This window comes from Paenibacillus sp. UMB4589-SE434 (assembly GCF_030226685.1).
Taxonomy (GTDB): Bacteria; Bacillota; Bacilli; order Paenibacillales; family Paenibacillaceae; genus Paenibacillus_B.
Map to the genome: position 1 here is coordinate 15319 of NZ_JASOYK010000014.1, position 26484 is coordinate 41802.

Annotated in this window: 26 protein-coding genes and 1 other annotated feature; all 26 genes read left to right on the forward strand. The window is 45.6% G+C overall.

All coding sequences use genetic code 11. From position 1 onward, the window contains the following. The first annotated feature begins 34 nt into the window (after positions 1-34). The 26 genes from cysS (at position 35) to rplB (ending at position 26435) form a co-directional block, all read left to right on the forward strand. Positions 35-1480: a cysteine--tRNA ligase gene (gene cysS / locus QP775_RS25175; protein ID WP_285109325.1), complete on the forward strand. Its 1446-nt coding sequence runs from the start codon at positions 35-37 to the stop codon at positions 1478-1480. Positions 1481-1500: 20 nt separating this feature from the next. After that, positions 1501-1941 (forward strand): Mini-ribonuclease 3, encoded by a 441-nt coding sequence (locus QP775_RS25180; protein WP_285109335.1) that lies wholly within the window; start codon positions 1501-1503, stop codon positions 1939-1941. Between the two features lie 101 nt (positions 1942-2042). Then, positions 2043-2783, forward strand: a complete 741-nt coding sequence (gene rlmB / locus QP775_RS25185; RefSeq protein WP_239333618.1) for a 23S rRNA (guanosine(2251)-2'-O)-methyltransferase RlmB — start codon at positions 2043-2045, stop codon at positions 2781-2783. Positions 2784-2788: 5 nt separating this feature from the next. Continuing rightward, positions 2789-3334 (forward strand): NYN domain-containing protein, encoded by a 546-nt coding sequence (locus QP775_RS25190; RefSeq protein WP_239333616.1) that lies wholly within the window; start codon positions 2789-2791, stop codon positions 3332-3334. Positions 3335-3668: 334 nt separating this feature from the next. Beyond that, positions 3669-4325 carry an RNA polymerase sporulation sigma factor SigH gene (sigH, locus tag QP775_RS25195; RefSeq protein ID WP_028543491.1) on the forward strand — a complete coding sequence of 219 codons (657 nt, stop codon included), beginning with the start codon at positions 3669-3671 and terminating at the stop codon, positions 4323-4325. Between the two features lie 368 nt (positions 4326-4693). Then, a complete protein-coding gene (gene rpmG, locus QP775_RS25200) occupies positions 4694-4843 on the forward strand; it encodes a 50S ribosomal protein L33 (protein WP_028543492.1) in 150 nt (49 codons plus the stop codon). A gap of 38 nt (positions 4844-4881) precedes the next feature. Then, positions 4882-5073, forward strand: a complete 192-nt coding sequence (secE, locus tag QP775_RS25205) for a preprotein translocase subunit SecE (RefSeq protein ID WP_028543493.1) — start codon at positions 4882-4884, stop codon at positions 5071-5073. 24 nt (positions 5074-5097) lie between these two features. Beyond that, a complete protein-coding gene (gene nusG / locus QP775_RS25210) occupies positions 5098-5631 on the forward strand; it encodes a transcription termination/antitermination protein NusG (protein ID WP_028543494.1) in 534 nt (177 codons plus the stop codon). A 77-nt stretch (positions 5632-5708) separates the two neighbouring features. Continuing rightward, positions 5709-6134: a 50S ribosomal protein L11 gene (gene rplK, locus QP775_RS25215; RefSeq protein WP_239333614.1), complete on the forward strand. Its 426-nt coding sequence runs from the start codon at positions 5709-5711 to the stop codon at positions 6132-6134. Positions 6135-6194: 60 nt separating this feature from the next. Continuing rightward, positions 6195-6887, forward strand: a complete 693-nt coding sequence (rplA, locus tag QP775_RS25220; protein ID WP_028543496.1) for a 50S ribosomal protein L1 — start codon at positions 6195-6197, stop codon at positions 6885-6887. 92 nt (positions 6888-6979) lie between these two features. After that, positions 6980-7145: a sequence feature (ribosomal protein L10 leader region), on the forward strand. A gap of 55 nt (positions 7146-7200) precedes the next feature. Next, complete coding sequence (rplJ, locus tag QP775_RS25225) at positions 7201-7704, forward strand: 50S ribosomal protein L10 (protein ID WP_239333612.1); 504 nt, start codon at positions 7201-7203, stop codon at positions 7702-7704. A 68-nt stretch (positions 7705-7772) separates the two neighbouring features. Further along, a complete protein-coding gene (rplL, locus tag QP775_RS25230; RefSeq protein ID WP_028543498.1) occupies positions 7773-8135 on the forward strand; it encodes a 50S ribosomal protein L7/L12 in 363 nt (120 codons plus the stop codon). 146 nt (positions 8136-8281) lie between these two features. Then, positions 8282-8890: a class I SAM-dependent methyltransferase gene (locus QP775_RS25235; protein WP_285109326.1), complete on the forward strand. Its 609-nt coding sequence runs from the start codon at positions 8282-8284 to the stop codon at positions 8888-8890. 409 nt (positions 8891-9299) lie between these two features. Continuing rightward, positions 9300-12842: a DNA-directed RNA polymerase subunit beta gene (gene rpoB, locus QP775_RS25240; protein ID WP_239333609.1), complete on the forward strand. Its 3543-nt coding sequence runs from the start codon at positions 9300-9302 to the stop codon at positions 12840-12842. Between the two features lie 191 nt (positions 12843-13033). Then, on the forward strand, positions 13034-16651 hold the full coding sequence (gene rpoC, locus QP775_RS25245) for a DNA-directed RNA polymerase subunit beta' (protein WP_239333607.1): 3618 nt from the start codon (positions 13034-13036) through the stop codon (positions 16649-16651). Between the two features lie 283 nt (positions 16652-16934). After that, on the forward strand, positions 16935-17186 hold the full coding sequence (locus QP775_RS25250; RefSeq protein ID WP_239333605.1) for a ribosomal L7Ae/L30e/S12e/Gadd45 family protein: 252 nt from the start codon (positions 16935-16937) through the stop codon (positions 17184-17186). 142 nt (positions 17187-17328) lie between these two features. After that, on the forward strand, positions 17329-17748 hold the full coding sequence (gene rpsL / locus QP775_RS25255; protein WP_028543503.1) for a 30S ribosomal protein S12: 420 nt from the start codon (positions 17329-17331) through the stop codon (positions 17746-17748). Between the two features lie 50 nt (positions 17749-17798). Continuing rightward, positions 17799-18269, forward strand: a complete 471-nt coding sequence (gene rpsG, locus QP775_RS25260; protein WP_028543504.1) for a 30S ribosomal protein S7 — start codon at positions 17799-17801, stop codon at positions 18267-18269. Positions 18270-18325: 56 nt separating this feature from the next. Next, positions 18326-20404, forward strand: coding sequence for an elongation factor G (gene fusA, locus QP775_RS25265; RefSeq protein WP_239333603.1), 2079 nt, complete (start codon positions 18326-18328; stop codon positions 20402-20404). A 107-nt stretch (positions 20405-20511) separates the two neighbouring features. Beyond that, positions 20512-21702 carry an elongation factor Tu gene (tuf, locus tag QP775_RS25270; RefSeq protein WP_239333601.1) on the forward strand — a complete coding sequence of 397 codons (1191 nt, stop codon included), beginning with the start codon at positions 20512-20514 and terminating at the stop codon, positions 21700-21702. A gap of 237 nt (positions 21703-21939) precedes the next feature. Next, a complete protein-coding gene (locus tag QP775_RS25275; protein WP_285109327.1) occupies positions 21940-23298 on the forward strand; it encodes a globin-coupled sensor protein in 1359 nt (452 codons plus the stop codon). 354 nt (positions 23299-23652) lie between these two features. After that, complete coding sequence (rpsJ, locus tag QP775_RS25280; RefSeq protein ID WP_005544556.1) at positions 23653-23961, forward strand: 30S ribosomal protein S10; 309 nt, start codon at positions 23653-23655, stop codon at positions 23959-23961. Between the two features lie 47 nt (positions 23962-24008). Continuing rightward, complete coding sequence (gene rplC / locus QP775_RS25285) at positions 24009-24632, forward strand: 50S ribosomal protein L3 (protein WP_028543508.1); 624 nt, start codon at positions 24009-24011, stop codon at positions 24630-24632. 25 nt (positions 24633-24657) lie between these two features. Next, positions 24658-25281 (forward strand): 50S ribosomal protein L4, encoded by a 624-nt coding sequence (gene rplD / locus QP775_RS25290; protein ID WP_239333597.1) that lies wholly within the window; start codon positions 24658-24660, stop codon positions 25279-25281. After that, positions 25281-25571 (forward strand): 50S ribosomal protein L23, encoded by a 291-nt coding sequence (rplW, locus tag QP775_RS25295; RefSeq protein WP_028543510.1) that lies wholly within the window; start codon positions 25281-25283, stop codon positions 25569-25571. The genes rplD and rplW overlap by 1 nt, the downstream gene beginning before the upstream one ends. 33 nt (positions 25572-25604) lie before the next feature. Then, entirely contained in the window at positions 25605-26435 is an 831-nt protein-coding gene (rplB, locus tag QP775_RS25300) for a 50S ribosomal protein L2 (protein WP_239333595.1), read from the forward strand. The last annotated feature ends 49 nt before the right edge of the window (positions 26436-26484 follow it).

A 26484-nucleotide genomic window follows, 5' to 3' on the forward strand; every position in this document is an offset into this window, starting at 1 on the left:
CTAAGGACAAAAACTCCAAGGAGGTTATGCGCGCATGACATTAGCGATTTATGACACAATGACACGCAAGAAGCAGCCCTTTACTCCACAGAAGCCGGGTGAAGTCAGCATGTACGTATGCGGTCCAACCGTGTACGGTTATATTCATATTGGAAATGCCAGACCGGCAATCGTCTTTGACATGGTTCGCAGGTATTTGGAAACAACAGGTTACGATGTTAACTATGTGATCAACTTTACGGATGTAGATGACAAACTGATCACAAAAGCGCGAGAGATGAACCTGACCGTGCCAGAAGTGGCAGATATGTTTGTTGACGCTTATTACGCAGATTGCGATGGGCTGGGCATTCGCCGTGCCACCAATAATCCACGTGTAACGGATAATATCGATGAAATCATAAGCTTTATTTCAACACTAGTGGAGCAGGATTTTGCATACCCATCGGGAGGGGATGTATATTTCCGTACGAAGAAGTTCGCAGACTACGGAAAGTTGTCCCATCAGAATCTGGAGGAACTCCAGTTCGGAATTCGAATCGAAGTAGATGCCCGCAAGGAAGCGGCAGAAGACTTTGTGCTCTGGAAAGGAGCAAAGCCAGGCGAAATTGCTTGGCCGAGTCCATGGGGGGATGGAAGACCAGGCTGGCATATCGAATGCTCGGCTATGGTGCGTAAATACCTGGGGGATACACTGGACATTCATGGCGGCGGCCAAGACCTGACGTTCCCACATCATGAATGTGAATCGGCACAATCGGAAGCGGTGACGGGCAAGCCTTTGTCGCGGTTCTGGATGCATAACGGATATATTAATATCAATAACGAGAAAATGTCTAAATCTCTTGGCAACGGTGTGCTCGTTAAAGATTTGCTCACACATTACAACCCGGGAGCTATTCGTTACTTTATGCTGTCCACACATTATCGCAACCCGCTTAACTTTACGGATGAAGCGATGCAGCAGGCTGTAAACTCAACGGAACGATTAACTAATGCGGTTTCGAATGTAAAGCATGCTCTACAGGCAACAGGCATGTCTTTGGATGAAGCGATGCAGGCAGCTGCTTCTTTCGGGGAGCCTAATGAAGCACTGCAGGTGAAGCTGGCTGGAATCTTAGAAACGTTCGACACGAAGATGCAAGATGACTTTAACACGGCTGATGCGATCACGGCGATGTTCGATTGGGCGAGTGAAGCGAATGTGTACGTACAGCAAGGGAGTGCTGCCGGAACACTACGTCCTGCTGACCTGCTTGCGCTTCTTGATGCATTTGAAGCGATGAACGATGTATTAGGAATTGTAATCGAGCAGGAAGTAGAGCTTTTGGATGAGGAGATCGATCAATTAATCCAGGAACGAACGGAAGCGCGTCAAGCGCGCAACTGGGCGCGCGCCGATGAGATTCGTGATCTGCTTACGGCACAAGGAATCGTATTAGAGGATACACCGCAAGGTGTTCGTTGGAAACGGGTGTGAAAGGAGCAGAAGTCATAACAGTGGATGAAGAACGTGATGTGAAGAAGGATGATTGGCTGTTCGACTTTGCCCCTGCGAAAGGGGCGAAGTTGTTAAACCCGATAGCCCTTGCGTATATGGGAGATGCTATATACGAGATTGCTGTGCGGCAATACGTAATTGCACAGCCGAATCACCGACCTCACCATATGCACCAGGAGACGATTAAATATGTATCAGCAAAAGCGCAGGCCAAATTTCTAAACAAGTTAGCGCCAATGTTGACAGAGGAGGAAGCGGACGTTGTTCGTCAAGGGCGCAATGCCAAGTCTACTGTCCCAAAGAGCGCCAACGTTCAAGAGTATAGGCATGCTACGGCACTAGAGGCATTGTTCGGTTATTTATACTATGAAAAGCAGTTAGAACGCTTGCAGGAACTGGTTCATCTCATGCTGAAAGAAAGCGAAAATGAAGTAGGATGACGGTTGCGACAGGCAGGGGTTGTACCCTTTTACATCTAACCAGACATCTAATACCGATAACATAAAAGGAATTATAGAGCAACTAGGAGGTACTTTATTATATGCAAGAAGAAATGATTGCTGGCAAGCACTCTGTCATGGAGGCGCTGCGTTCCGGCCGAACAATCAATAAAATATGGATCGCTGAACAGGCGCAGAAACACTTGACGCAGCCGATTATCGCCGAAGCTAAAAAGGCCGGCATTATCGTTCAGTCGGCAGATAAGCGTAAACTGGATCAGATGGTTGAAGGTATCCAGCATCAAGGTGTTGTTGCGCAGGTGGCAGCCTATGATTATGTGGAAGTCGAGGATATTTTGGCACTTGCGGAAACGAGAGGGGAAAAGCCGTTTATTCTTGTGCTGGATGAGATTGAAGATCCACACAATCTTGGTTCAATGCTGCGGACGGCAGATTGCACGGGGGTACATGGTGTTATTATTCCGAAACGTCGTTCAGTTGGCTTAACGGCAACTGTATCGAAAATATCTGCTGGGGCTGTTGAGTATGTACCTGTTGCACGAGTGTCCAACCTTGCTCAAACCATTGATCAGCTGAAAGAACGAGGGGTCTGGGTAGTAGGAACCGATGTAACGGCTGAACAGGAAGTATACGACGCTGATATTTTGGACTCCCCGGTTGCCATTGTAATCGGCAATGAGAATAAAGGCATGGGCAGACTCATCCGTGAATCGTGTGATGTATTATTAAAGCTGCCGATGGCGGGGCGTATCAATTCCCTGAATGCTTCGGTGGCAGCGGGCATCGTCATGTATGAGGTTGTACGCCGTCGTAGAGGCTAATCGCGATGCAACAACAGGCAGATTGGCGCGACGTGCTTCTGGTAGACGGATATAATATGATCGGCGCATGGTCTGAACTGAAGAAGCTGGCGGATACCAAGTTGGAGGAGGCGCGTGATCGTCTGTTGGACATGCTTACGGATTACCAAGCATATTCCGGCAGACGTGTCATTGCCGTATTCGATGCTTATCGCGTACCGGGCATTGGAGCAACTTACAAGCAAGGTGACGTAACGGTTAGTTTCACGAAGGAGAAGGAAACGGCGGATGAATGCATCGAAAGACTCGTGCGTGAGTTAAAGCATCGCCGCCGCACGATCTATGTGGCCACTTCAGATATGACTGAGCAGAATGTCATCTTTGCCCTGGGCGCGCTCCGTGTATCAGCGCGTGAACTACGAATAGTCATCGAACAGGCGCGACGTGAGGTGGAAGTACAGATTCGAGAGCAAGCGCTGCGTCCAATCAAGCGCAATCCGCTTGAAGACAAATTAAGTCTGGACGTTATGCTGAAGCTTGAACGGCTGCGAAGAGGGGATAAAATGGAGTAGATTCGAACTGACTAGCACATTTTTACTGAAACGTATGTTGTTTCTTGAGTTGTCAAAAGTGTTCAAACCATTAAAGGCTCCATTTTTCCCGTAGAATCAAGTATTCTCGCGGTTGACGCTTGGGAAGCTATTCATATATACTGAATCTATCATTTTGTCGGATCAGCTATTTCAACAGTTTTGGAAGCGATAGTCAATTTGAATGGTTATCGATTCTATCAACAGAACAGACCCAATGCTTATTAGCCTGATGTTCATGTACATACAGAACAATATGCGAAGCGGGGTATCTTATGTAACGGGTGGATTGCGTTGCAGGCCGGAGGGATTGCTAGTGAGTGTTGACCTCAAAGAAATAAGCACGTTTCCATACGATAAGTTAACGGATGAACAGCTTGTAGATGCCGTTCGCGAAGGTGACGGCGATGCACTGGAATATCTGATTAACAAATATCGCAATTTTGTACGTGCGAAGGCACGCTCCTATTTTCTGATCGGCGCTGACCGGGAGGACATTGTGCAGGAAGGTATGATTGGACTGTACAAGTCTATACGAGATTTTAAGGGAGACAAGCTCGCATCGTTCAAAGCATTTGCTGAATTGTGTATTACGAGACAAATCATAACTGCGATTAAGACTGCTACGCGACAGAAGCACATTCCACTTAATTCTTACGTCTCCTTGGACAAACCCATTTACGACGAGGATTCCGATCGGACACTCTTGGATGTTATCGGAGGCTCTCGTGTATCAGACCCTGAAGAGCTCATCATTAATCAAGAAGAATTCGTTGGTCTTGAAGACAAAATGTCTGAAATATTAAGCGACCTTGAACGCAAGGTGCTTATGCTTTATTTGGACGGCAGATCCTATCAGGAGATTGCAGTTGATCTCGACCGACATGTGAAGTCTATAGACAATGCCCTGCAGCGTGTGAAGCGGAAGTTGGAAAGATATCTGGAAGTGCGCGATGGTGGCGAGTCGATATAAAGAAAGTGTTCAGGACACGTGATAACACGCAGTCATTGGGCACTTTCTTTTTATTATTCCACTGTGGTAATAGTCAGGTATGGCACGATTATGCTATCGATCCAGTGAAGTTAATCAGAAGGGTTTAACTCAAGCAGGTTTATAGCATAATGAGAAAGAGACGATTGGAAAAGCGAACCTTTGTGTTATATCCCAGTGTTGTATATGATAGAGCAAGTGGCGGAAGACCTATTGCGTCAATATCTTTTCATTGACATGAAATACCCTATATGATAAAGTGTTTTGGGTAGCCCTAAATATGCGTACGTTTTTAGGAATATATTCCGACGCTTCTTTATCTAAAAAGGTGTCTTCAGGAGGTGTACAACATGCGGGTAATTGTTACGATGGCTTGCACTGGCTGCAAACAACGCAACTATACAACTACGAAGAACAAACGTAATCACCCAGACCGCATCGAGTTGAAGAAATTCTGCAAGTTCTGCAACGAGCATACTTCTCATCGCGAAACAAGATAAGTCAGGTGGAGGTGTAGTCCGTGGCTTTCTTAGGAAATGTGAAACGTAGTTTTGGTTCTATGTTTTCCTTCTTTGCCGACAGCTGGGGCGAATTAAAGAAGGTTCGCTGGCCCAACCGTAAAGAGTTGACAAGCTATACGATCGTCGTATTGTCCACGGTCATCTTTGTTACGCTCTATTTTTGGGTCCTGGACATCGGGATCTCTGCGATCGTCGAAGCGATTATTTAATAAAAGTCCCAAGGTGGCTTCAGTATGGAAAAAAGATGGTACGTTGTCCATACCTATTCAGGGTATGAAAACAAAGTCAAAGCCAATTTGGAAAAGCGCGTCGAATCCATGGGCATGGAAGACAAGATATTCCGCGTTCTTGTTCCGATGGAAGAAGAGCTGGTAAACAAAGACGGTAAGAAGAAGACTGTCATGCGTAAAGTTTACCCAGGATATGTTCTTGTTGAAATGGTTCAAACGGATGAGTCTTGGTACGTTGTGCGTAATACGCCAGGCGTAACCGGATTTGTTGGTTCCACAGGCTCGGGTTCCAAGCCAACTGCATTGCTTCCAGAAGAAGTTGAACAGATTCTGAAAACAATGGGTATGGAAGAACCGAGAATGACGGTTGAGTTCGAACTGAAAGAATCAGTGCGCATCAAAGTTGGTCCTTTTGCGAACTTTGTTGGTACAGTCGAAGAAATCGTGACCGAGAAGCAGAAGCTTAAGGTTCACGTAAACATGTTTGGTCGAGAAACCCCACTTGAGTTGGATTACCACCAAGTAGAGAAGATTTAATAGATCTTATTGGTTTCTGTTGCGGATAAGCACGTTTGTGCCGATGGCCGCATAACTAGCGCAAGGAGGTGTTCCACGTGGCAAAGAAAGTCATTAAAGTGGTCAAGTTGCAAATTCCAGCGGGTAAGGCGAATCCTGCACCTCCTGTAGGTCCAGCATTGGGTCAAGCAGGGGTTAACATCATGGCGTTCACAAAGGAATTTAATGCGAGAACTGCAGATCAAGTTGGTTTGATTATTCCAGTTGAGATCTCTGTATTCGAAGACCGTTCCTTTACGTTCATCACTAAAACTCCACCAGCTGCTGTCTTGTTGAAAGTAGCAACTAAGGTAGAGAAAGGTTCCGGCGAACCTAACAAGAAAAAAATTGCAACTGTTAAGCGCGACGTTGTTCGTCAAATCGCTGAACAGAAAATGGCTGACCTGAACGCAGCTTCCGTTGAAGCAGCAATGCGTATGGTTGAAGGTACAGCTCGCAGCATGGGTATCGTAGTAGAAGACTAATTCCCGTCTTCGTACGCAGTGGGAGGTTAATCCGTTACTACCACAAAGGAGGAAAAGAACATGGCATCTCATGGTAAAAAATATGTTGAAGCTGCAAAGTTGATCGACAAAGAAGCAACTTATGAAGCTTCTGAAGCCATTGAATTGGTGAAGAAAGCGGCAGCAGCGAAATTTGACGAAACAGTTGAAGTGGCTGTTCGTTTGGGTGTAGACCCTCGTAAACAAGATCAGGCTGTTCGTGGTGTAGTTGTATTGCCACACGGTACTGGTAAAACAAAACGCGTTCTCGTGTTTGCAAAAGGCGAGAAAGTAAAAGAAGCAGAAGCAGCTGGTGCGGATTATGTTGGCGACCAAGAACTCATCAACAAAATTCAACAAGGTTGGTTCGACTTCGATGTCTGCGTAGCAACACCAGACATGATGAGTGAAGTAGGTAAATTGGGACGTATCCTTGGTGGTAAAGGTCTCATGCCTAACCCTAAAGCCGGTACGGTTACTTTTGATGTTACTAAAGCTGTTCAAGAAATTAAAGCTGGTAAAATCGAGTATCGTCTGGATAAAGCAGGTCAAATTCATGCACCTATCGGTAAAGTATCTTTCAGTGCTGAACAGTTGAATGACAACTTGAAAGCTTTGATCGACGCATTGAACCGTGCTAAGCCCGCAGCGGCTAAGGGTGTTTACATGAAAAACATCGCGATTTCTTCGACGATGGGCCCTGCAGCTCGCGTTAACACAGCAACTTATCGTTAAGATAAATGCGGCTCAATTGGTAAGTAACGGATACTGTTGACATGGTTCGACTGGACGTGTTACTCTAATAGAGTTGTTAATGACGACGTAAATAACATTGAATAATCGTACCGTAGACAGTAGGTGCCGAGAGGCTTAATCCCCTACCGAGGTGTTCGAATAGACTGAGTGCGAAGGTGTGCGTTGTATACGTACCTCGTACACCAATCGCTTCGTAATGCCTCTGTAGTTCGCTGCAGAGGCTTTTCTAATGCTCGGGTAGGAAGAACGGATGTAATACGGTTGATCATGAAATATGTAGGAGGTGTATCGAGTGGCAAACGCGAAAGTGATTGAATCCAAACAACAAGCTGTTACCGAGATTGCTGGTAAATTGCGTGAGAGCGTAACAACAGTTGTTGCTGACTACCGTGGTTTGAGCGTTGCGCAAGTGACAGAACTTCGTAAGCAACTTCGTGAAGCTGGTATCGAGTTCCAAGTATTGAAAAATACATTGGTTCGTCGTGCTACTGCTGCAGCTGAGTTTACTGAACTTGACGAAGCATTGACTGGTCCTACAGCAATCGCATTCAGCCGTGAAGACGCAGTTGCTCCTGCGAAAATCTTAAACGATTTCGCAAAGAAAAACGAAGCCCTTGAAATCAAAGGTGGCATAGTAGAAGGTCGCGTTGTAGACGTAGACCAAATCAAAGCGTTGGCAGCATTGCCTTCCCGCGATGGTTTGTTGTCCATGTTGCTCAGCGTGCTCCAAGCACCTGTGCGCAACTTTGCATTGGCAGTCAAAGCAGTCGCAGAGAAGAACGAAGCCGAAGCGTAAGCAACGTCTTCTATTGGAATCTAGCGGCAGTATCATAAAATATGAAAACATTGATGGAGGTTACTATAATGAGCAAAGAGCAAATCTTGGAAGCCATTAAAGGCATGTCCGTATTGGAATTGAATGATCTTGTTAAAGCAATCGAAGAAGAATTCGGCGTAACAGCAGCTGCTCCAGTAGCAGTTGTAGCTGGTGGCGGAGCAGAAGCAGCAGCAGAGCAATCCGAATTCGACGTAATCTTGACTAGCGCTGGCGCTGGTAAGATCAACGTTATCAAAGTAGTTCGCGAAATCACTGGTCTTGGCTTGAAAGAAGCTAAAGAAGTAGTAGACAACGCTCCTAAAGCAATCAAAGAAAAAGTAAGCAAAGAAGACGCTGAAGCTATCAAAGCTAAGCTTGAAGAAGCAGGCGCATCTGTAGAAGTGAAGTAATAACCACTTCTGTAAGTACAAACCCCTTGAAGATCCTTCAAGGGGTTTGTTGTCTAGGATACGAAAGGGGTATCTTGGCAATCCTCGTAGTTATGACGCGCCCTAGACAATGAACGCTCGTGCTTACCGATGATGGAGGTGGATATATGGCGCACTATTATAGCAAAAGTCAGGAAGTTAGTCATGATCGCAAGCAGCTGCAATTTACATTGCGCGGCTATCAGTTGCGATTTATGTCTGATGCTGGCGTATTCTCAAAAGATAGCATTGATTATGGTAGTAGAGTATTAATTGAGCAGTTAGATATAGCACCAAATGCTAAGGTGTTGGATGTAGGCTGTGGTTATGGCCCGATTGGTCTGACGGCAGCTAAACTGGCTTTTGAAGGCCATGTTGTGATGGTGGATGTAAATGATCGTGCGTTGGCGTTAGCGCGTGAGAATGCAGCTGCGAATGGCATAACCAATATAACCATTCAATCAAGCGATGGTTTAGCGGAATTAGGTGGAAGTCGATTTGATGTTATTATAACGAATCCGCCTATCCGAGCAGGCAAAGAGGTAGTGCATCGTATCTTCGAGGAATCCTACGAGCATCTGAACGATGGCGGGTGCTTATGGATTGTTATTCAGAAGAAGCAGGGGGCTCCCTCGGCCGAGGCTAAGCTGCAATTGCTCTTTGGTGAGGGGCAAGTGAAGGAAGTTATTAAGGATAAGGGCTACCGAGTATTTCGGGCGACCAAAGAGTTGGGATAAATTACAATGCGAAAATAAGTATGAAAATCTCAATTCTAAGTTGACTGCGTTTGCCCAATGTGGTATTATTATAAAATGTCAGTATTAGGATGGACTTCATGTCTTTACTTTGCTAAAATGTCAAGCCTTTTTTTGAAAAGGATGCATACATTTTCGTTATATGACGTATAATGTTTACATTTTGGGCAAATCTATCGATATGAAGTGTAGTGAGACAACCCAGAAACGACGGCACGGAGAAACGGCGTCCATCGCAACTTGCGTTTTGTCGTGAACGTGCGTTTTTCTTTTTGTCCCTCTTTTTCCATTTTATCACGTTTTCTGAGTCTCTTTCGTGGACTTTATTATAAAGGATATCGAAAAGGATTCGCAATCCATTTTTTAAGTAGACATGAGGGGTGAGTATAAGTTGGCAGGACATCTTGTTCATTATGGACGACGCACTCGGCGCAGCTATGCGCGCATCAAAGAGGTTCTCGAAGTTCCGAACTTGATTGAAATCCAACAGAAATCGTACCAATGGTTTTTGGATGAAGGATTGCGAGAGATGTTCCAAGACATATCTCCGATTCAGGATTTCACAGGTAATCTCGTTCTGGAGTTTATCGATTACAGCTTAGGTGAACCGAAATATTCGGTCGATGATTCTAAGGAACGCGATGTAACATATGCGGCACCACTCCGTGTGAAGGTGCGACTTCTCAACAAAGACACCGGCGAAGTGAAGGAACAAGAAGTATTCATGGGTGATTTCCCACTCATGACGGAAACAGGAACGTTCATCATCAACGGTGCAGAACGTGTCATTGTCAGCCAGTTAGTTCGTTCCCCGAGTGTCTATTTCAGTACGAAGGTTGACAAGAACGGTAAGAAGACGTACACGGCAACGGTTATTCCTAACCGCGGTGCGTGGCTCGAACTTGAAACCGACGCAAAAGACATCATTTACGTTCGTATCGACCGTACACGTAAAATTCCGGTAACCGTGCTGCTTCGCGCACTAGGTTTTGGAACTGACGAGCAGATTTTAGAATTGCTCGGTCACGACGAATATATTCGTAATACGCTGGACAAAGACAACACGGATTCCACGGAGAAAGCGCTCATCGAGATCTACGAGCGACTTCGTCCAGGCGAGCCGCCTACGTTGGAAAATGCAAGAAGCTTGCTGATTGCCCGTTTCTTTGATCCGAAGCGTTACGATCTGGCGAATGTCGGTCGTTACAAAATAAATAAAAAGCTTCACATTAAAAACCGACTCTTCAATCAGAAGTTAGCACAAACACTTATTGATCCGGATACGGGAGAGATTGTTGCAGAAGCAGGCCAGATGATTGACCGTCGCTTGCTGGACGAAATCTTACCACGTCTTGAGAGCAATGTCGGCTTTAAGACTTATCAGGTCGCCGGCGGTGTGTTGGATTCGGATGATATTCCGCTCCAATGTATTGATGTATATTCTCCAATTGAAGACGGTAAAATCGTGAAAGTTATTGCCAACGGCTTAATTGATAAGTCCGTTAAACATATTACGCCTGCGGATATTATCGCATCGATTAACTACTTTATCGATTTGCTGCATGGCATTGGCAGTACGGATGACATTGACCATCTTGGTAATCGTCGTTTGCGCTCTGTAGGTGAATTGCTGCAGAATCAATTCCGTATTGGATTGTCCCGTATGGAACGTGTTGTACGCGAACGTATGTCGATTCAGGATGCTAATGTGATCACGCCACAAGCTTTGATCAACATTCGTCCGGTTATTGCTTCGATTAAGGAGTTCTTCGGAAGCTCCCAGTTGTCGCAGTTTATGGACCAGACGAACCCGCTGGCTGAATTGACGCATAAGCGTCGCCTTTCTGCACTCGGACCTGGTGGTCTGACGCGTGAGCGCGCGGGCTTTGAAGTTCGTGACGTCCATCCGTCTCACTATGGCCGTATGTGTCCGATCGAGACACCAGAGGGTCCGAACATCGGGTTGATCAACTCCTTGTCCACGTTTGCACGTGTGAATGAGTATGGCTTCATTGAGGCGCCATATCGTTGGGTAGATCCGAAAAGCGGTCGTGTTACGGAACATATCGATTACATGACAGCAGATGAAGAAGATAATTATGTCGTTGCCCAAGCGAATGCTGCTCTGAACGATGATGGCACATTCCGCGACGAAACGGCAATTGTTCGTTATAACAAGCAGTCTGACAACATTCTGACAATGCCTACTGACCGTGTAGATTACATGGACGTATCGCCTAAACAGGTTGTGTCGGTTGCGACAGCGCTCATTCCGTTCCTGGAGAACGATGACTCGAACCGTGCACTCATGGGATCGAACATGCAGCGTCAGGCGGTACCGCTTCTGATACCGCAAGCGCCGTTCGTAGGTACGGGAATGGAACACAAATCCGCTAAGGACTCCGGTGTATGCATCGTGTCCAAAATTAACGGTGTTGTGGAGCGTGTTAGCTCAAATGAGATCAATGTTCGTCATATTGAAGTGATTGACGGCCGCGAGGTTCGCGGTGATCTTGTTAAACATAAGCTGCAGAAATTCATGCGTTCCAACCAAGGGACGTGCATCAACCAACGTCCGCTTGCCCGTAAAGGCGATATTGTCAAAGTAGGCGATATTCTGGCGGATGGGCCTTCCACTGAAATGGGCGAATTGGCGCTCGGACGTAATGTCGTTGTTGCGTTTATGACGTGGGAAGGTTACAACTACGAGGATGCGATTCTTCTCTCTGAGAAGCTTGTGAAAGAAGACGTATATACTTCGATTCATATCGAAGAGTATGAGTCTGAAGCACGTGATACGAAACTCGGACCGGAAGAAATTACGCGTGATATTCCAAACGTAGGGGAAGAAGCGTTGAAGAATCTCGACGAGCGCGGTATTATCCGTGTCGGCGCAGAGATCAAAGCTGGTGATATTCTCGTTGGTAAAGTAACACCGAAAGGTGTAACCGAGCTTACAGCGGAAGAACGCCTGTTGCATGCGATCTTTGGTGAGAAAGCACGTGAAGTTCGTGATACATCACTTCGCGTACCGCATGGTACTGACGGTATCGTTGTAGACGTTAAAGTGTTTACGCGTGAAAATGGCGATGAGTTGCCACCGGGTGTTAATCAACTTGTTCGTGTATACATCGCTCAGAAACGTAAAATCTCTGAAGGCGATAAGATGGCGGGACGCCATGGTAACAAGGGTGTCATCGCTCGTATCTTGCCAGAAGAAGATATGCCATTCCTGCCAGATGGAACACCAGTTCAAGTTGTATTGAACCCGTTGGGCGTTCCTTCCCGTATGAATATCGGTCAGGTACTCGAGGTCCACTTGGGTATGGCTGCTCGTTATCTTGGCTTCCATGCTGCAACACCGGTATTTGACGGTGCAACGGAGTATGACGTGTTTGATACGATGGAAGAAGCAGGCATGCAGCGAAATGGTAAGACCGTCTTATATGACGGACGAACCGGAGAATCGTTCGAACGTGAAGTTACTGTTGGTGTCATGTACATGATCAAATTGGCACACATGGTTGACGATAAGATTCATGCTCGTTCTACAGGACCATATTCACTTGTTACGCAGCAGCCGCTCGGTGGTAAAGCACAGTTCGGTGGACAGCGCTTCGGTGAGATGGAAGTATGGGCACTTGAAGCATATGGTGCCGCATATACACTGCAAGAGATTCTTACAGTCAAGTCTGATGACGTGGTTGGTCGCGTGAAGACTTACGAATCCATCGTTAAGGGTGAGAATGTACCGGAACCAGGCGTTCCAGAATCATTCAAAGTCTTGATTAAAGAGCTGCAAAGCTTAGGTATGGACGTTAAGATCTTGACTGAAAACGAAGAAGAAATCGAAATGCGTGAATTCGATGAGGATGAGGAAACCCCTCAAGACAAGCTGAACTTGGGCTTGGAAGATGACTACGCAATCGAATAATAGTAATACTCGTGCTAACGATGGTAGACAGCAAGATGCTGAATGCCATCGTTACACGATATTGGCCGTCTATTCTGGAAATCAATGATTTCCTTGTCAAGACGCTCTCTCGAAATAGACCGAAGTTCACTAGGCCGTCTATTTCAAGTAGACGGTGATCTCAAGTACAGATTAAGGAGGGTCGCTCCTAGATGGACGTCAACAATTTTGAATTTATGAAGATCGGGCTCGCCTCTCCCGAGAAGATTCGCTCATGGTCCCGCGGCGAAGTCAAGAAACCAGAAACGATTAACTATCGTACGCTCAAGCCAGAGAAAGAGGGCTTGTTCTGTGAAAAGATTTTTGGACCGACGAAAGACTGGGAATGTCACTGTGGCAAGTACAAACGTGTTCGTTATAAAGGTGTAGTCTGTGACCGCTGCGGCGTTGAAGTGACACGTCAAAAAGTACGCCGTGAGCGTATGGGTCATATTGAATTAGCTGCTCCTGTATCACATATCTGGTATTTCAAAGGTATCCCATCTCGTATGGGCTTGGCGCTTGATATGTCTCCGCGTTCTTTGGAAGAGATTATTTATTTCGCTTCCTACGTAGTTACAGATCAAGGAGATACGCCATTGGAGAAGAAGCAACTCTTGTCCGAGAAGGAATATCGCAGTTACCGTGAAAAGTATGGACATGCGTTCCATGCCGGAATGGGTGCTGAAGCGGTTAAGAAGTTGCTGCAGGATCTCGACCTCGATAAAGAACTCGAAACGCTGAGGGAAGAGCTGCGTACGGCTCAAGGCCAACGCCGTAACCGTGCGATTAAGCGTCTCGAAGTAATCGAAGCTTTCCGTAACTCGGGCAACTGTCCGGATTGGATGATTCTTGACGTGCTGCCGGTTATTCCACCTGAACTGCGTCCGATGGTTCAATTGGATGGTGGTCGCTTTGCGACTTCTGACTTGAATGATCTGTACCGTCGTGTTATTAACCGGAACAACCGCTTGAAACGCTTGCTGGACCTTGGCGCTCCAGATATCATCGTACAGAATGAGAAGCGTATGCTTCAAGAAGCTGTAGATGCTCTGATCGACAACGGTCGTCGCGGCCGTCCTGTTACAGGTCCTGGTAACCGTCCATTGAAATCGTTGAGCCACATGCTCAAAGGTAAACAGGGACGTTTCCGTCAGAACTTGCTCGGTAAACGGGTTGACTATTCTGGTCGTTCCGTTATCGTTGTAGGGCCTAGCCTCAAGATGTATCAATGCGGTCTGCCTAAAGAAATGGCCTTGGAATTGTTCAAGCCGTTTGTCATGAAAGAACTTGTGAACAAAGGCTTGGCTCACAATATTAAGAGTGCAAAGCGTAAAGTAGAGCGCGTGAGCCCAGAAGTATGGGACGTTCTGGAGCAAGTTATCCGTGAACATCCAGTACTGTTGAACCGTGCCCCTACCCTTCATAGACTCGGTATTCAAGCATTTGAACCGATTCTGGTTGAAGGACGCGCAATTAAGCTTCACCCACTCGTATGTACAGCGTACAATGCGGACTTTGACGGTGACCAGATGGCTGTTCACGTACCATTGTCTGCTGAAGCACAAGCGGAAGCACGTCTTCTGATGCTTGCATCGGGTAACATCTTGAACCCTAAAGACGGTAAACCTGTTGTTACGCCATCTCAGGATATGGTCCTCGGATCTCACTTCTTGACCATGGATAACAAAGATGCTAAAGGTTCAGGTATGATCATTTCTCATGTGAATGAAGCCGTATCCGCATACCAACGTGGTACAGCATCCTTGCATGCGCGTGTAGCCATTCCGGTTAAGGCGCTTGGCAAGACCAACTTTACGGAGAAACAACAAAGTGCGTTCATGATTACGACCATTGGACGTATTATCTTTAACGAAATCTTCCCGGCTGATTTCCCTTACATCAACGAGCCAACTAAGCGCAACTTGTTCGAGGGAACACCGGATCATTACTTTGTATACGATAAAGGTGCGAACATCCGTGAGTACATGATGGAAGTTCCACAGACCGGAGCAGTTGGTAAAGACTACTTGGGTCAAATTATTGCCCGTTGTTTCGAGATCTTCCATACAACCAAAACGGCTGTTATTTTGGATGATATCAAGCAGCTTGGATTCACTTATTCTACGCGTGCAGGTATTTCTATCGCGGTGTCGGACGTAATCGTTCCGCCAGAAAAAGTTGAAATCCTGAAAGAATCCGAAGAGAAAGTCAAAGTCATTACGAACCAATATCGTCGTGGTTTGATCACGAATGATGAGCGTTATGACCGTGTTATCGAAGTATGGTCGAAAACAAAAGACCAGATTACCGATATTTTGATGAAATCGATGGATCGTTACAACTCGATTATGCTCATGGTGGACTCCAAAGCCCGCGGTAACAAATCGCAGATCACACAGCTCGGCGGTATGCGTGGTTTGATGGCGAATCCATCTGGTCGTATTATCGAATTGCCAATCAAGTCGAACTTCCGTGAAGGCCTTACGGTCTTGGAATACTTTATCTCGACGCATGGTGCGCGTAAAGGTTTGGCGGATACGGCGCTTCGTACAGCGGATTCGGGTTACTTGACCCGTCGTCTCGTTGACGTTGCCCAAGATGTCATCGTTCGCGAAGACGATTGCGGTACAGATAAAGGCTTCTTGGTCAGCGATATTTCTGACGGTAAAGAGGTTATCGAAGGATTGTACGATCGTATCGAAGGACGTTACTCCTTCCAAACGATCAAGCATCCTGAGACGGGTGAAGTCATTGTCAACCGCAATGAACTGATCGATTCCGACAAAGCCGAAGAGATCGTGAAGTCTGGTGTGAAGAAGCTGCAAATCCGTTCAGTATTGAGCTGCCGCGCTCGTCATGGCGTATGTAAGATTTGTTACGGCCGTAACTTGGCGACAGGTAAGCATGTAGAGATCGGGGAAGCAGTCGGCATTATCGCCGCTCAATCCATCGGGGAACCAGGAACACAGTTGACGATGCGTACGTTCCATACCGGCGGTGTTGCCGGAGATGATATTACGCAAGGTTTGCCGCGTATCCAGGAGTTGTTCGAGGCCCGTAATCCTAAAGGTCAAGCAACTATTTCCGAGATTGATGGTGTAATCAAAGAAATCCGCGAGACGAAAGACCGTCGCGAAGTGGAAGTCCAAGGTGAAGCAGAGACTAAAGTCTATGCAGCAAGCTATGGCTCCCGTATTCGTGTACATGAAGGTCAGACGATCGAGGCGGGCGACGAGATTACAGAAGGTTCGATTGACCCTAAAGAGATGCTGCGCATCAAAGGTATTCGAGGCGTTCAGAACTATATCCTTCAGGAAGTTCAGCGCGTTTACCGGAACCAAGGGGTTGAAATTAACGATAAGCACGTTGAAGTTATGATTCGACAAATGCTTCGTAAGATTCGTATCATCGATAATGGAGACACGGTTCTATTGCCAGGCGCCTTCGTTGATATGCATGAATACGAGTCTGCGAACAAAGATGCTATTTTGTCTGACAAAGAACCGGCTGTTGCTAAACCAGTATTGCTCGGTATTACGAAAGCTTCCTTGGAGACAGATTCCTTCTTGTCCGCAGCTTCATTCCAAGAGACAACTCGTGTCTTGACAGATGCTGCAATCAAAGGTAAAGTTGACCAATTGCTCGGTCTGAAAGAGAACGTTATTATCGGTAAGCTGATCCCTGCAGGTACGGGTATGAACCGTTATCGCAGCGTTAAGCTTATCAATCCTCTGAATGAGCAAATGGAAGAAGCACTTGAGCATGCAGGTGTAGGCGCAACTGAATAAGTTCAGCCTAATGATAAAGAAGGCGTCCGATTACTGTTGCTTCAAGTAACAGTAATCGGCGGCTTTTTCATGTATGATACACAGCGATATTTAATAATTGCTAATTCAATATTTTACTCGACATGAGGACGGATTCTTGATAGAATGCTCTTTGTGCCGCAATAGTGCGCAATATTGAAAGAGTAGCACCAGAAGAGAAAGTGCTTGACAGCATACTCTCGAAGTGCTAAAATATCGTAGTGTGCCCAAGACGGATGCCTGTGCTTTTGGAGGATTAAGATTCATGTCTAATGAAAAGAGTCTACAGGATGCTAAAGTTAAGATTGGGAGCAAGCAGACACTAAAGATGGTTGAGCAAGGTCTTGCCATTGAAGTGTATGTTGCACTAGATGCCGATACGAAGCTTCTTAATAAGATCGTATCCCTTTGCCGTAAGAGAAACGTTAAGCTTATTGAAATAAGCTCGATGTTGGAACTTGGCAAAATGTGTGGCATCGAAGTTGGAGCTGCTATGGCAGCGATAGTCGAAGAGTAAGTAACCGATGTTTTTGTTAAGGATGACGGAATGGTTTCCGAGGCAAAAACTTTTCATTTGCTCATTTATGAACCGCCTGGATCTGTGGACTTAAAAGAGTGAATTGTTAAAGGTGTTAATAACATGGGAAGGGGGTGGCAACATGCCAACTATTAACCAATTAGTTCGCAAAGGCCGCAAAGCTAAAGTAACAAAATCCAAATCCCCAGCATTGCAAAAAGGGTTTAACGCCCTGAAACGTGCTGAGACTGATTTGAGCGCGCCTCAAAAACGTGGTGTATGTACTCGTGTAGGTACAATGACTCCGAAGAAACCGAACTCCGCACTTCGTAAATATGCTCGTGTTCGTTTGACGAACCGTGTAGAGGTAACGGCGTACATCGGCGGTATTGGACATAACCTGCAAGAGCATAGTGTCGTGCTCGTGCGCGGCGGCCGTGTTAAGGATCTTCCGGGTGTTCGCTACCACATCGTTCGCGGTGCATTAGACACTGCTGGTGTGAACAACCGTATGCAAGCTCGTTCCAAATATGGTACGAAGCGTCCTAAAGTTAAAAAATAATTAATAGTTTCATGATATATTCATGAGCTCACGTGGAAAGGGGGATACACATGCCACGCAAAGGACCAGTTACTAAGCGCGACGTGTTGCCAGATCCGGTATACAATAGCAAGTTGGTTACTCGCCTAATCAATCGTGTTATGATCGATGGTAAACGTGGTGTTGCTCAAACTATTCTGTATGATGCTTTCAAGTCCATTGAAGAGCGTACGGGTAAAGACCCTATGGAAGTGTTTGAAGCAGCAATCAAGAACATCATGCCGGTTCTAGAAGTTAAAGCTCGCCGTGTAGGCGGATCTAACTATCAAGTACCAGTAGAAGTTAAGCCAGAACGCCGTACATCCTTGGGATTACGTTGGTTGGTTAACTATTCGCGTAACCGCGGTGAAAAAACAATGCAAGAGCGTTTGGCAGCAGAGATTATCGATGCTTCCAACAACACTGGAGCAGCTGTTAAGAAACGCGAAGATACGCACAAAATGGCTGAAGCGAACAAAGCATTTGCTCACTACCGTTGGTAGGATTGAGTTAAAGCTACTCGCATTTAACCAACTCATATTTGAAGGGAGATCCAACCATGGCAAGACAGTTCTCCTTGGCAAATACGCGTAATATCGGGATCATGGCTCACATCGATGCTGGTAAGACAACAACAACGGAGCGTATCTTGTACTATACAGGCCGTACTCACAAGATTGGTGAGGTGCACGAAGGTGCAGCAACAATGGACTGGATGGAGCAAGAACAAGAACGTGGTATCACGATCACATCCGCTGCGACTACAGCGCAGTGGAAAGGTCATCGTGTTAATATCATCGATACTCCGGGTCACGTTGACTTCACAGTAGAGGTTGAACGTTCCCTTCGCGTATTGGACGGAGCCGTAGGCGTATTCTCTGCAAAAGAAGGCGTAGAGCCGCAATCCGAAACGGTATGGCGTCAAGCTGACCGTTACGGTGTACCTCGTATTGCTTACGTTAACAAAATGGACATCATTGGCGCTGATTACCTCAACGTTATTGAGTCCATGAAAGATCGTTTGCAAGCGAACGCAGTTGCGATTCAATTGCCTATCGGCGCTGAGAATGATTTTGTTGGTATCATTGACTTGGTAGAGCAAGTTGCTCACATCTTCAAAGATGACCTTGGTCGTGATGTCGAAATTACAGAAATTCCTGCAGAGTTCAAAGAGCAAGTTGCTGAACTTCGCATGGAATTAGTTGAGAAGGTTGCAGAACTCGACGAAGATTTGATGATGAAATACCTCGAGGGTGAAGAGCCAACAGTTGAAGAACTCAAGGCTGCTCTCCGTAAAGGTGTTTGTTCCGTTCAAATCTTCCCAGTAGTATGCGGTTCTTCTTACAGAAACAAAGGCGTTCAATTGATGATTGACGCAGTTGTTGACTACTTGCCATCCCCACTTGATGTACCTGATATTAAAGGTCATCTTGAAGATGGTGAAGAAGCGATCCGTCATTCTTCTGACGAAGAGCCGTTCTCGGCACTTGCGTTTAAGATCATGACAGACCCTTATGTTGGTAAACTTACGTTCTTCCGTGTGTATTCAGGCGTATTGAGCTCCGGTTCTTATGTATTGAATGCTACAAAGGGCAAACGTGAGCGTATCGGCCGTATTCTTCAAATGCACGCTAACAGCCGTGAAGAAATCGACGTAGTATACTCCGGAGATATCGCAGCTGCAGTAGGCTTGAAAGATACAGGTACTGGCGATACACTTTGTGATGAGAAAAATCCGGTAATCTTGGAGTCCATGAACTTCCCTGATCCGGTAATCGAAATCGCAGTAGAGCCTAAAACCAAAGCTGACCAAGATAAAATGGGTGTTGCTTTGAGCAAATTGACAGAGGAAGATCCAACTCTGCGTGCGCATACAGATGAAGAGACTGGTCAAACTATTTTGGCTGGTATGGGTGAGCTTCACTTGGAGATCATCGTTGACCGTATGCGTCGTGAGTTTAAGGTTGACACGAATGTTGGTAAACCACAAGTTGCTTACCGTGAAACATTCAAAACTGGCGCTAAAGTCGAAGGTAAGTTTGTACGCCAATCTGGTGGTCGCGGTCAATACGGACACGTATGGATCGAATTTGCACCACAAGAGCCGGGCGCAGGCTTCGCATTCGAAAACAAAGTTGTCGGTGGTGTCGTTCCTCGTGAATACATCGCTCCAGTTCAAGCTGGTATCGAAGAGTCAATGAAGAACGGTGTAATTGCGGGCTTCCCACTCGTTGATATTAAAGCAACTATTTTTGACGGATCTTATCATGATGTTGACTCCAGTGAAATGGCGTTTAAGATTGCCGGTTCCATGGCACTTAAAGCTGCTAAAGACAAGTGTAATCCTGTCTTGCTTGAGCCAATCATGAAAGTTGAAGTTACAGTTCCTGAAGAGTACATGGGCGACGTTATGGGGATGTTGAATTCCCGTCGTGGTCGTATCGAAGGTATGGATACTCGCTCAGGAGCTCAAATTATTCGTGCTAAGGTACCTCTCGCTGAGATGTTTGGATATTCCACAACTCTTCGTTCTGGTACACAAGGCCGTGGCGTATTCTCCATGGAGCTTTCGCACTATGAAGAAGTTCCTCGCAGCATCTCGGAAGAGATTGTTTCGAAGCACAAAGGCGCTGAGTAATTTAACTGCTTAATCTAAGTTTACACAAGGTCGGGAAGTTGATCTAAATCTTCATGCCGACCTTCAATCCCATATATTATTCCACTATTAAGGAGGAATTGTTCAAAATGGCAAAGGCAAAATTTGAACGTAATAAACCGCATGTTAACATCGGTACTATCGGTCACGTTGACCACGGTAAAACAACTTTGACAGCTGCAATCACTACAGTATTGTCCAAACGTTATGGCGGTGCTGCAATTGCATTCGATCAAATCGATAAAGCTCCAGAAGAGCGCGAACGCGGTATCACAATTTCCACATCTCACGTAGAGTACGAAACACCAGCTCGTCACTATGCACACGTTGACTGCCCAGGTCACGCGGACTACGTTAAAAACATGATCACTGGTGCTGCTCAAATGGACGGCGCGATCTTGGTTGTATCTGCAGCTGACGGTCCAATGCCACAAACACGTGAGCACATCTTGTTGTCCCGCCAAGTAGGCGTACCTTACATCGTTGTATTCTTGAACAAATGCGACATGGTAGAAGACGAAGAGTTGCTTGAATTGGTTGAAATGGAAGTTCGTGACTTGTTGAACGAATATGAGTTCCCAGGCGACGACACTCCAATCATCCGTGGTTCCGCTCGTGAAGCTCTTCAAAACCCTGATGGTGAGTGGGCTGATAAAGTTGTTGAATTGTTCGAACAAATCGACAACTACATTCCACAACCAGAGCGCGAAACTGACAAGCCTTTCTTGATGCCTGTCGAGGACGTGTTCTCCATCACTGGCCGTGGTACAGTTGCTACTGGTCGTGTAGAGCGCGGTACTGTTAAAGTAGGCGAAGAGATCGAAATCGTTGGTATCCAAGAAGAGACTCGCAAATCGGTTGTTACGGGCGTAGAAATGTTCCGTAAACTTCTTGATTCCGCTCAAGCTGGTGACAACATCGGTGCGTTGCTTCGTGGTGTAGACCGCAGCAACATCGAGCGCGGACAAGTATTGGTTAAACCAGGTACGGTTAAACCACATACAGAGTTCACTTCCCAAATCTACGTGTTGACTAAAGAAGAGGGTGGCCGTCACAAGCCTTTCTTTACTGGCTACCGTCCACAGTTCTACTTCCGTACAACTGACGTAACAGGTATCATCGAATTGCCAGAAGGCACTGAAATGGTTATGCCTGGTGACAACATCACAGTTACTGTTAAATTGATCAGCCCAATCGCTATCGAAGAAGGAACACGCTTCGCGATTCGTGAAGGCGGACGTACAGTAGGTGCCGGTGCGGTTGCATCCATCCAAAAATAATTAATGTTCGGCATTAGCCGACATTAATCACAATCCCTTTCCTAACGGAGAGGGATTGTTTTTGTTTATGTGGATAAGTTCAGAATGTTCTAATACAATATTCACAGCTTGGATATATGGGATGCCTATGCGGGACTATTTACCGGACTATAATAGGAGTAATGTCCTATATGTCACAAGGGTGTGGATAACTCTTGCGGGACAGAGTGTACACTTCTTAGGGAAGGATGCATCCTGATGAACTTTATAACGAAATGGTTTTCCGATAACACAACGGAGTTAGGGCAATTCAGTGCTACAAGGAAGGGTTCAGAGCCCATATGGAACATAGATGATCAGCAACAGGTAAGTGAGGCTTGGGGAAAAATAAATTTACCAGATGAACATCCCTTATGGAAACAACTAAACATGATCTCATTAACGGAAGTTGACCTTAGACTATTAAGATGTTTAAAGCCTTATATTTCTATGGAATTAGAGGCATTGACAACTCAATTTTATGACACGATTATAAGTATAGCTCAACTGGATATGTTGATTCGAAATAACAGTTCAGTGGAAAAGTTGAAGTCAACGCTCCGCATCCATATTGAAGAAATGTTTAATGGTGTGATTGATGGTCCCTATATTATAAAACGTATAAAAATTGCTTCTGTACATCAGCATATAGGACTTGAGTCGAAATGGTATATGGGAGCTTTTCAAAATTTGCAGGCCATCATTACTGATCTTGTGCTGCGCCGCATTCCGGATAAAGAGTGTTCAATATCATGTATTCATGCTCTGAACAAAATATTTAATCTGGAACAACAGCTTGTGCTGGATGCTTATGAGGAGCGTTTCCATATGCAAATGGCCCAGCAATATGAAGTAGTTAAAAATGAGTTGAAACAAAATATAAGCCAGCTAAGTGAACAACTTGCGGCACTGGCAGCTGAAACCAATCTCACAATATCCAGTCTTAGTCATAAAGGTGTAGAGCTTAACGATAGAGTTCAAGCTGCAGCGCAATCAACAAGTATGACACAAGAGGTCGCTATGGAAGGCAAACAATTGATGACCGGAGTGTCTGAGAGTATTCAGCGGATTAATGACCATGCTCATGAAATGCAAATTCGGATTATCAATTTAAAAGATACGTCTATACGAATAAGAACTATTATTGGAGCTGTAAGAGAGATAGCAGATCAGACTAACTTATTATCATTAAACGCTTCTATAGAAGCTGCACGTGCAGGAGAGCATGGGTTGGGATTTGCTGTTGTAGCCAAAGAAGTAAATAAATTGGCCGACCATACGAAGCAAACGGTAGCGGACATTGAAGAGTTGATAGGGAACTCAACTTTGGTTAATAACTCTGTTGTTCAAATTATTAGTGAGGTACGTGCTAGTGTGGCCTCCGTAAAGGAGCAATCAGAAGAAACTAGTGGAGCTTTCATAAATATCGTTCAAAAGGTTGAAACAAGCAGGCACTCCATGGATAGCATTCAAGGAGAATTTGAGCTTCTTATGGAAATGATTGCAGGAATCGGTCAGGCAACACGGCAAGTTGCTGAATCGGCTGAACAATTAAGTCATACAACGATGAAGCTGTAAGCGGACTTCTTCTTATATAGAAGGAACTCGCGACAGTTGGTATGGATTACCGTGGCATTATATGAATTCTTCATTATATAATGTCCTAGCAGCCGACTTTGAGATGAACTGACGACAATACTAAGTTGCTTGGTATACCGTAATATTTCTCTTATTTTATATGTATAAACGAATTTGCTACAAATGCTTGCAATTATCGGGACATTTATATATAATAGTGAATGTTGTTCGTCGACGTTGCGATGAAGTGAGAGGTTACCGACACACCCGGCCCCTTTGCCATGGACGGTGTGCACGGAAAATTTTCACGGAGTATGTCCGATGCAAAATTGGGCGATTAAAGGAGGGAATAAAATGGCAAAGCAAAAAATTCGTATTCGCTTGAAAGCATACGACCACAGAATTCTTGATCAATCAGCTGAGAAGATCGTTGAAACGGCTAAGCGTTCCGGTGCAGGAGTATCCGGTCCAATCCCGTTGCCAACAGAGAAGCAAATCATCACCATTCTTCGTGCGGTGCATAAGTACAAGGATTCTCGCGAGCAGTTCGAAATGCGCACTCATAAGCGTCTTATCGACATCGTGAACCCAACGCCGCAAACTGTTGATGCGTTGATGCGACTGGACCTGCCGTCCGGTGTAGATATCGAAATCAAGCTGTAAGAACAGCTTAAGTATGAACGGAATATGGAAGGAAAAGAGGTGTCAACATGAAAGGTATCTTAGGAAAAAAACTCGGCATGACTCAAGTATTTACTCCAGAGGGTAATGTTGTGCCAGTAACAGTTATCGAAGCTGGTCCTTGTGTCGTTCTTCAAAAGAAAGATCTTGAGAACGATGGTTACGAAGCAATTCAAGTCGGCTTTGCTGACAAGAAAGAAAAGCGTGCCAACAAGCCAGAAATCGGACATGCTAAAAAAGCTAACACAACGCCTAAGCGCTACATTAAGGAATACCGTGGTATCGATCTTTCGCAATACGAAGTTGGCCAGGAGTTGAAAGCTGACTTGTTCACTGAAGGTGAATTCGTAGACGTTACAGGTATTTCTAAAGGTAAAGGTTTCTCCGGCGTTATCCAACGTTGGGGTCAAAGCCGCGGACCTATGTCCCACGGTTCCCGTTACCATCGTGGCCCAGGTTCCATGGGTTCTATCCAAGCGAACCGCGTTCCTAAAGGCAAACGTCTTCCAGGACATATGGGTAGCGTAACAATTACAATTCAAAATCTTGAGGTTGTTAAAGTGGATACGGAACGTAACGTAATCCTCGTTAAAGGCTCCATTCCAGGACCTAAAAACAGCTTCATTAACGTTAAATCCGCAATTAAAAAGTAATGTGTGAGGAAAGGAGGAGCTCAGAATGCCTAAAGTAGCATTGTACAACATTTCCGGTACGCAAGTTGGCGAGATTGAATTGGCTGACAGTGTATTCGGAATTGAGCCTAACAAACATGTACTTCATGATGCAGTTGTGATGCAGCTTGCATCGTTGCGTCAAGGTACACACAAAGTTAAAGGTCGTTCCGAGGTTCGCGGCGGTGGCCGTAAGCCATGGAAACAAAAAGGAACTGGCCGCGCGCGTCAAGGTTCGATTCGTTCGCCACAATGGAAAGGCGGCGGCGTAGTATTCGGACCAACACCACGCAGCTATGCATATAAGCTTCCTAAAAAAGTTCGTCGTTTGGCGATCAAATCCGCACTTTCTTCCAAAGTGTTGGAAAATAAAATTATTGTACTTGACGAGTTGAACTTGAACGCGCCGAAAACGAAAGAATTCCAAGCGATCTTGAACAACTTGAAAGTGGAACGCAAAGCGCTTGTTGTAGTACCTGAGTACAACGACAACGTGGCGCTCTCCGCTCGCAACATCCCATCCGTGAAATTGGTTGCGGCTGATGGAGTTAACGTTTATGACGTGCTTCGCCACCAGAACCTGATCATCACGAAGGATGCTGTTTCGAAGGTAGAGGAGGTGTTCGCGTAATGAAAGATCCTCGTGATATCATTAAGCGTCCTATCATCACTGAGCGTACTGCTGAGATGATGGATGGCCTTAAATACGTATTTGAGGTTGACATTCGTGCCAACAAAACAGAAGTCAAGAGTGCTATCGAGCAAATCTTCAAAGTGAAAGTAGCGAGCGTGAACACGTTGCGTGTTCCGGCTAAGCCGAAACGTTATGGCCGCTACAATGGCTACACTTCCGAATGGAAGAAAGCTTTCGTAACTTTGACAGCTGACAGCAAACCGCTTGAGTTCTTTGAAACGGTATAAATAAACAAGTTTTGAAGTAAGGAGGGAAAACAAGTGCCAATCAAAAAGTATAAACCGACATCCCCGGCTCGTCGTGGCATGAGCGTTTCGACGTTCGAAGAGATCACAACAAGCACACCGGAGAAATCGTTGCTTGCGCCTCTTAGCAAAAAAGCTGGCCGCAACAACCAAGGTAAAATTACTACTCGCCATCATGGCGGTGGTCACAAACGTAAGTATCGTATCATCGATTTCAAACGTAACAAAGATGGCATTCAAGGCCGCGTTGCTACAGTTGAGTACGATCCAAACCGTACTTCTAACATTGCATTGATTCACTATGCTGATGGTGAGAAACGTTATATCATCGCACCTAAAGGTTTGAAAGTCGGCGATGTTGTTATGTCCGGCGCTGGAGCTGATATCAAGATCGGTAATGCAATGCCGCTTGAGAACATTCCAGTAGGTACAGTTATCCACAACATCGAGTTGAAACCAGGTAAAGGTGCTCAGTTGGTTCGTGCAGCTGGTACGGAAGCTCAATTGCTTGGTAAAGAAGAACGTTATGTAACAGTTCGCTTGTCCTCTGGTGAAGTTCGTAAAGTCTTGAAAGTTTGCCGCGCTACTATCGGTTCCGTTGGTAACCAAGATCATGAACTCATTAAGATCGGTAAAGCAGGTCGTAACCGTTGGTTGGGCAAACGTCCAACAGTCCGCGGGGTTGTAATGAACCCGGTTGATCACCCACATGGTGGTGGTGAAGGTCGCGCTCCAATCGGTCGTAAATCGCCATTGTCTCCATGGGGCAAACCTACGCTCGGTTACAAAACGCGTAAAAAAGGCAAACACTCCGATAAATATATTGTTCGTCGTCGCACGAAATAATATTTGTTCGGTTCGATACGCAGCAGCGTAACAAGCGAAACAAACAGGT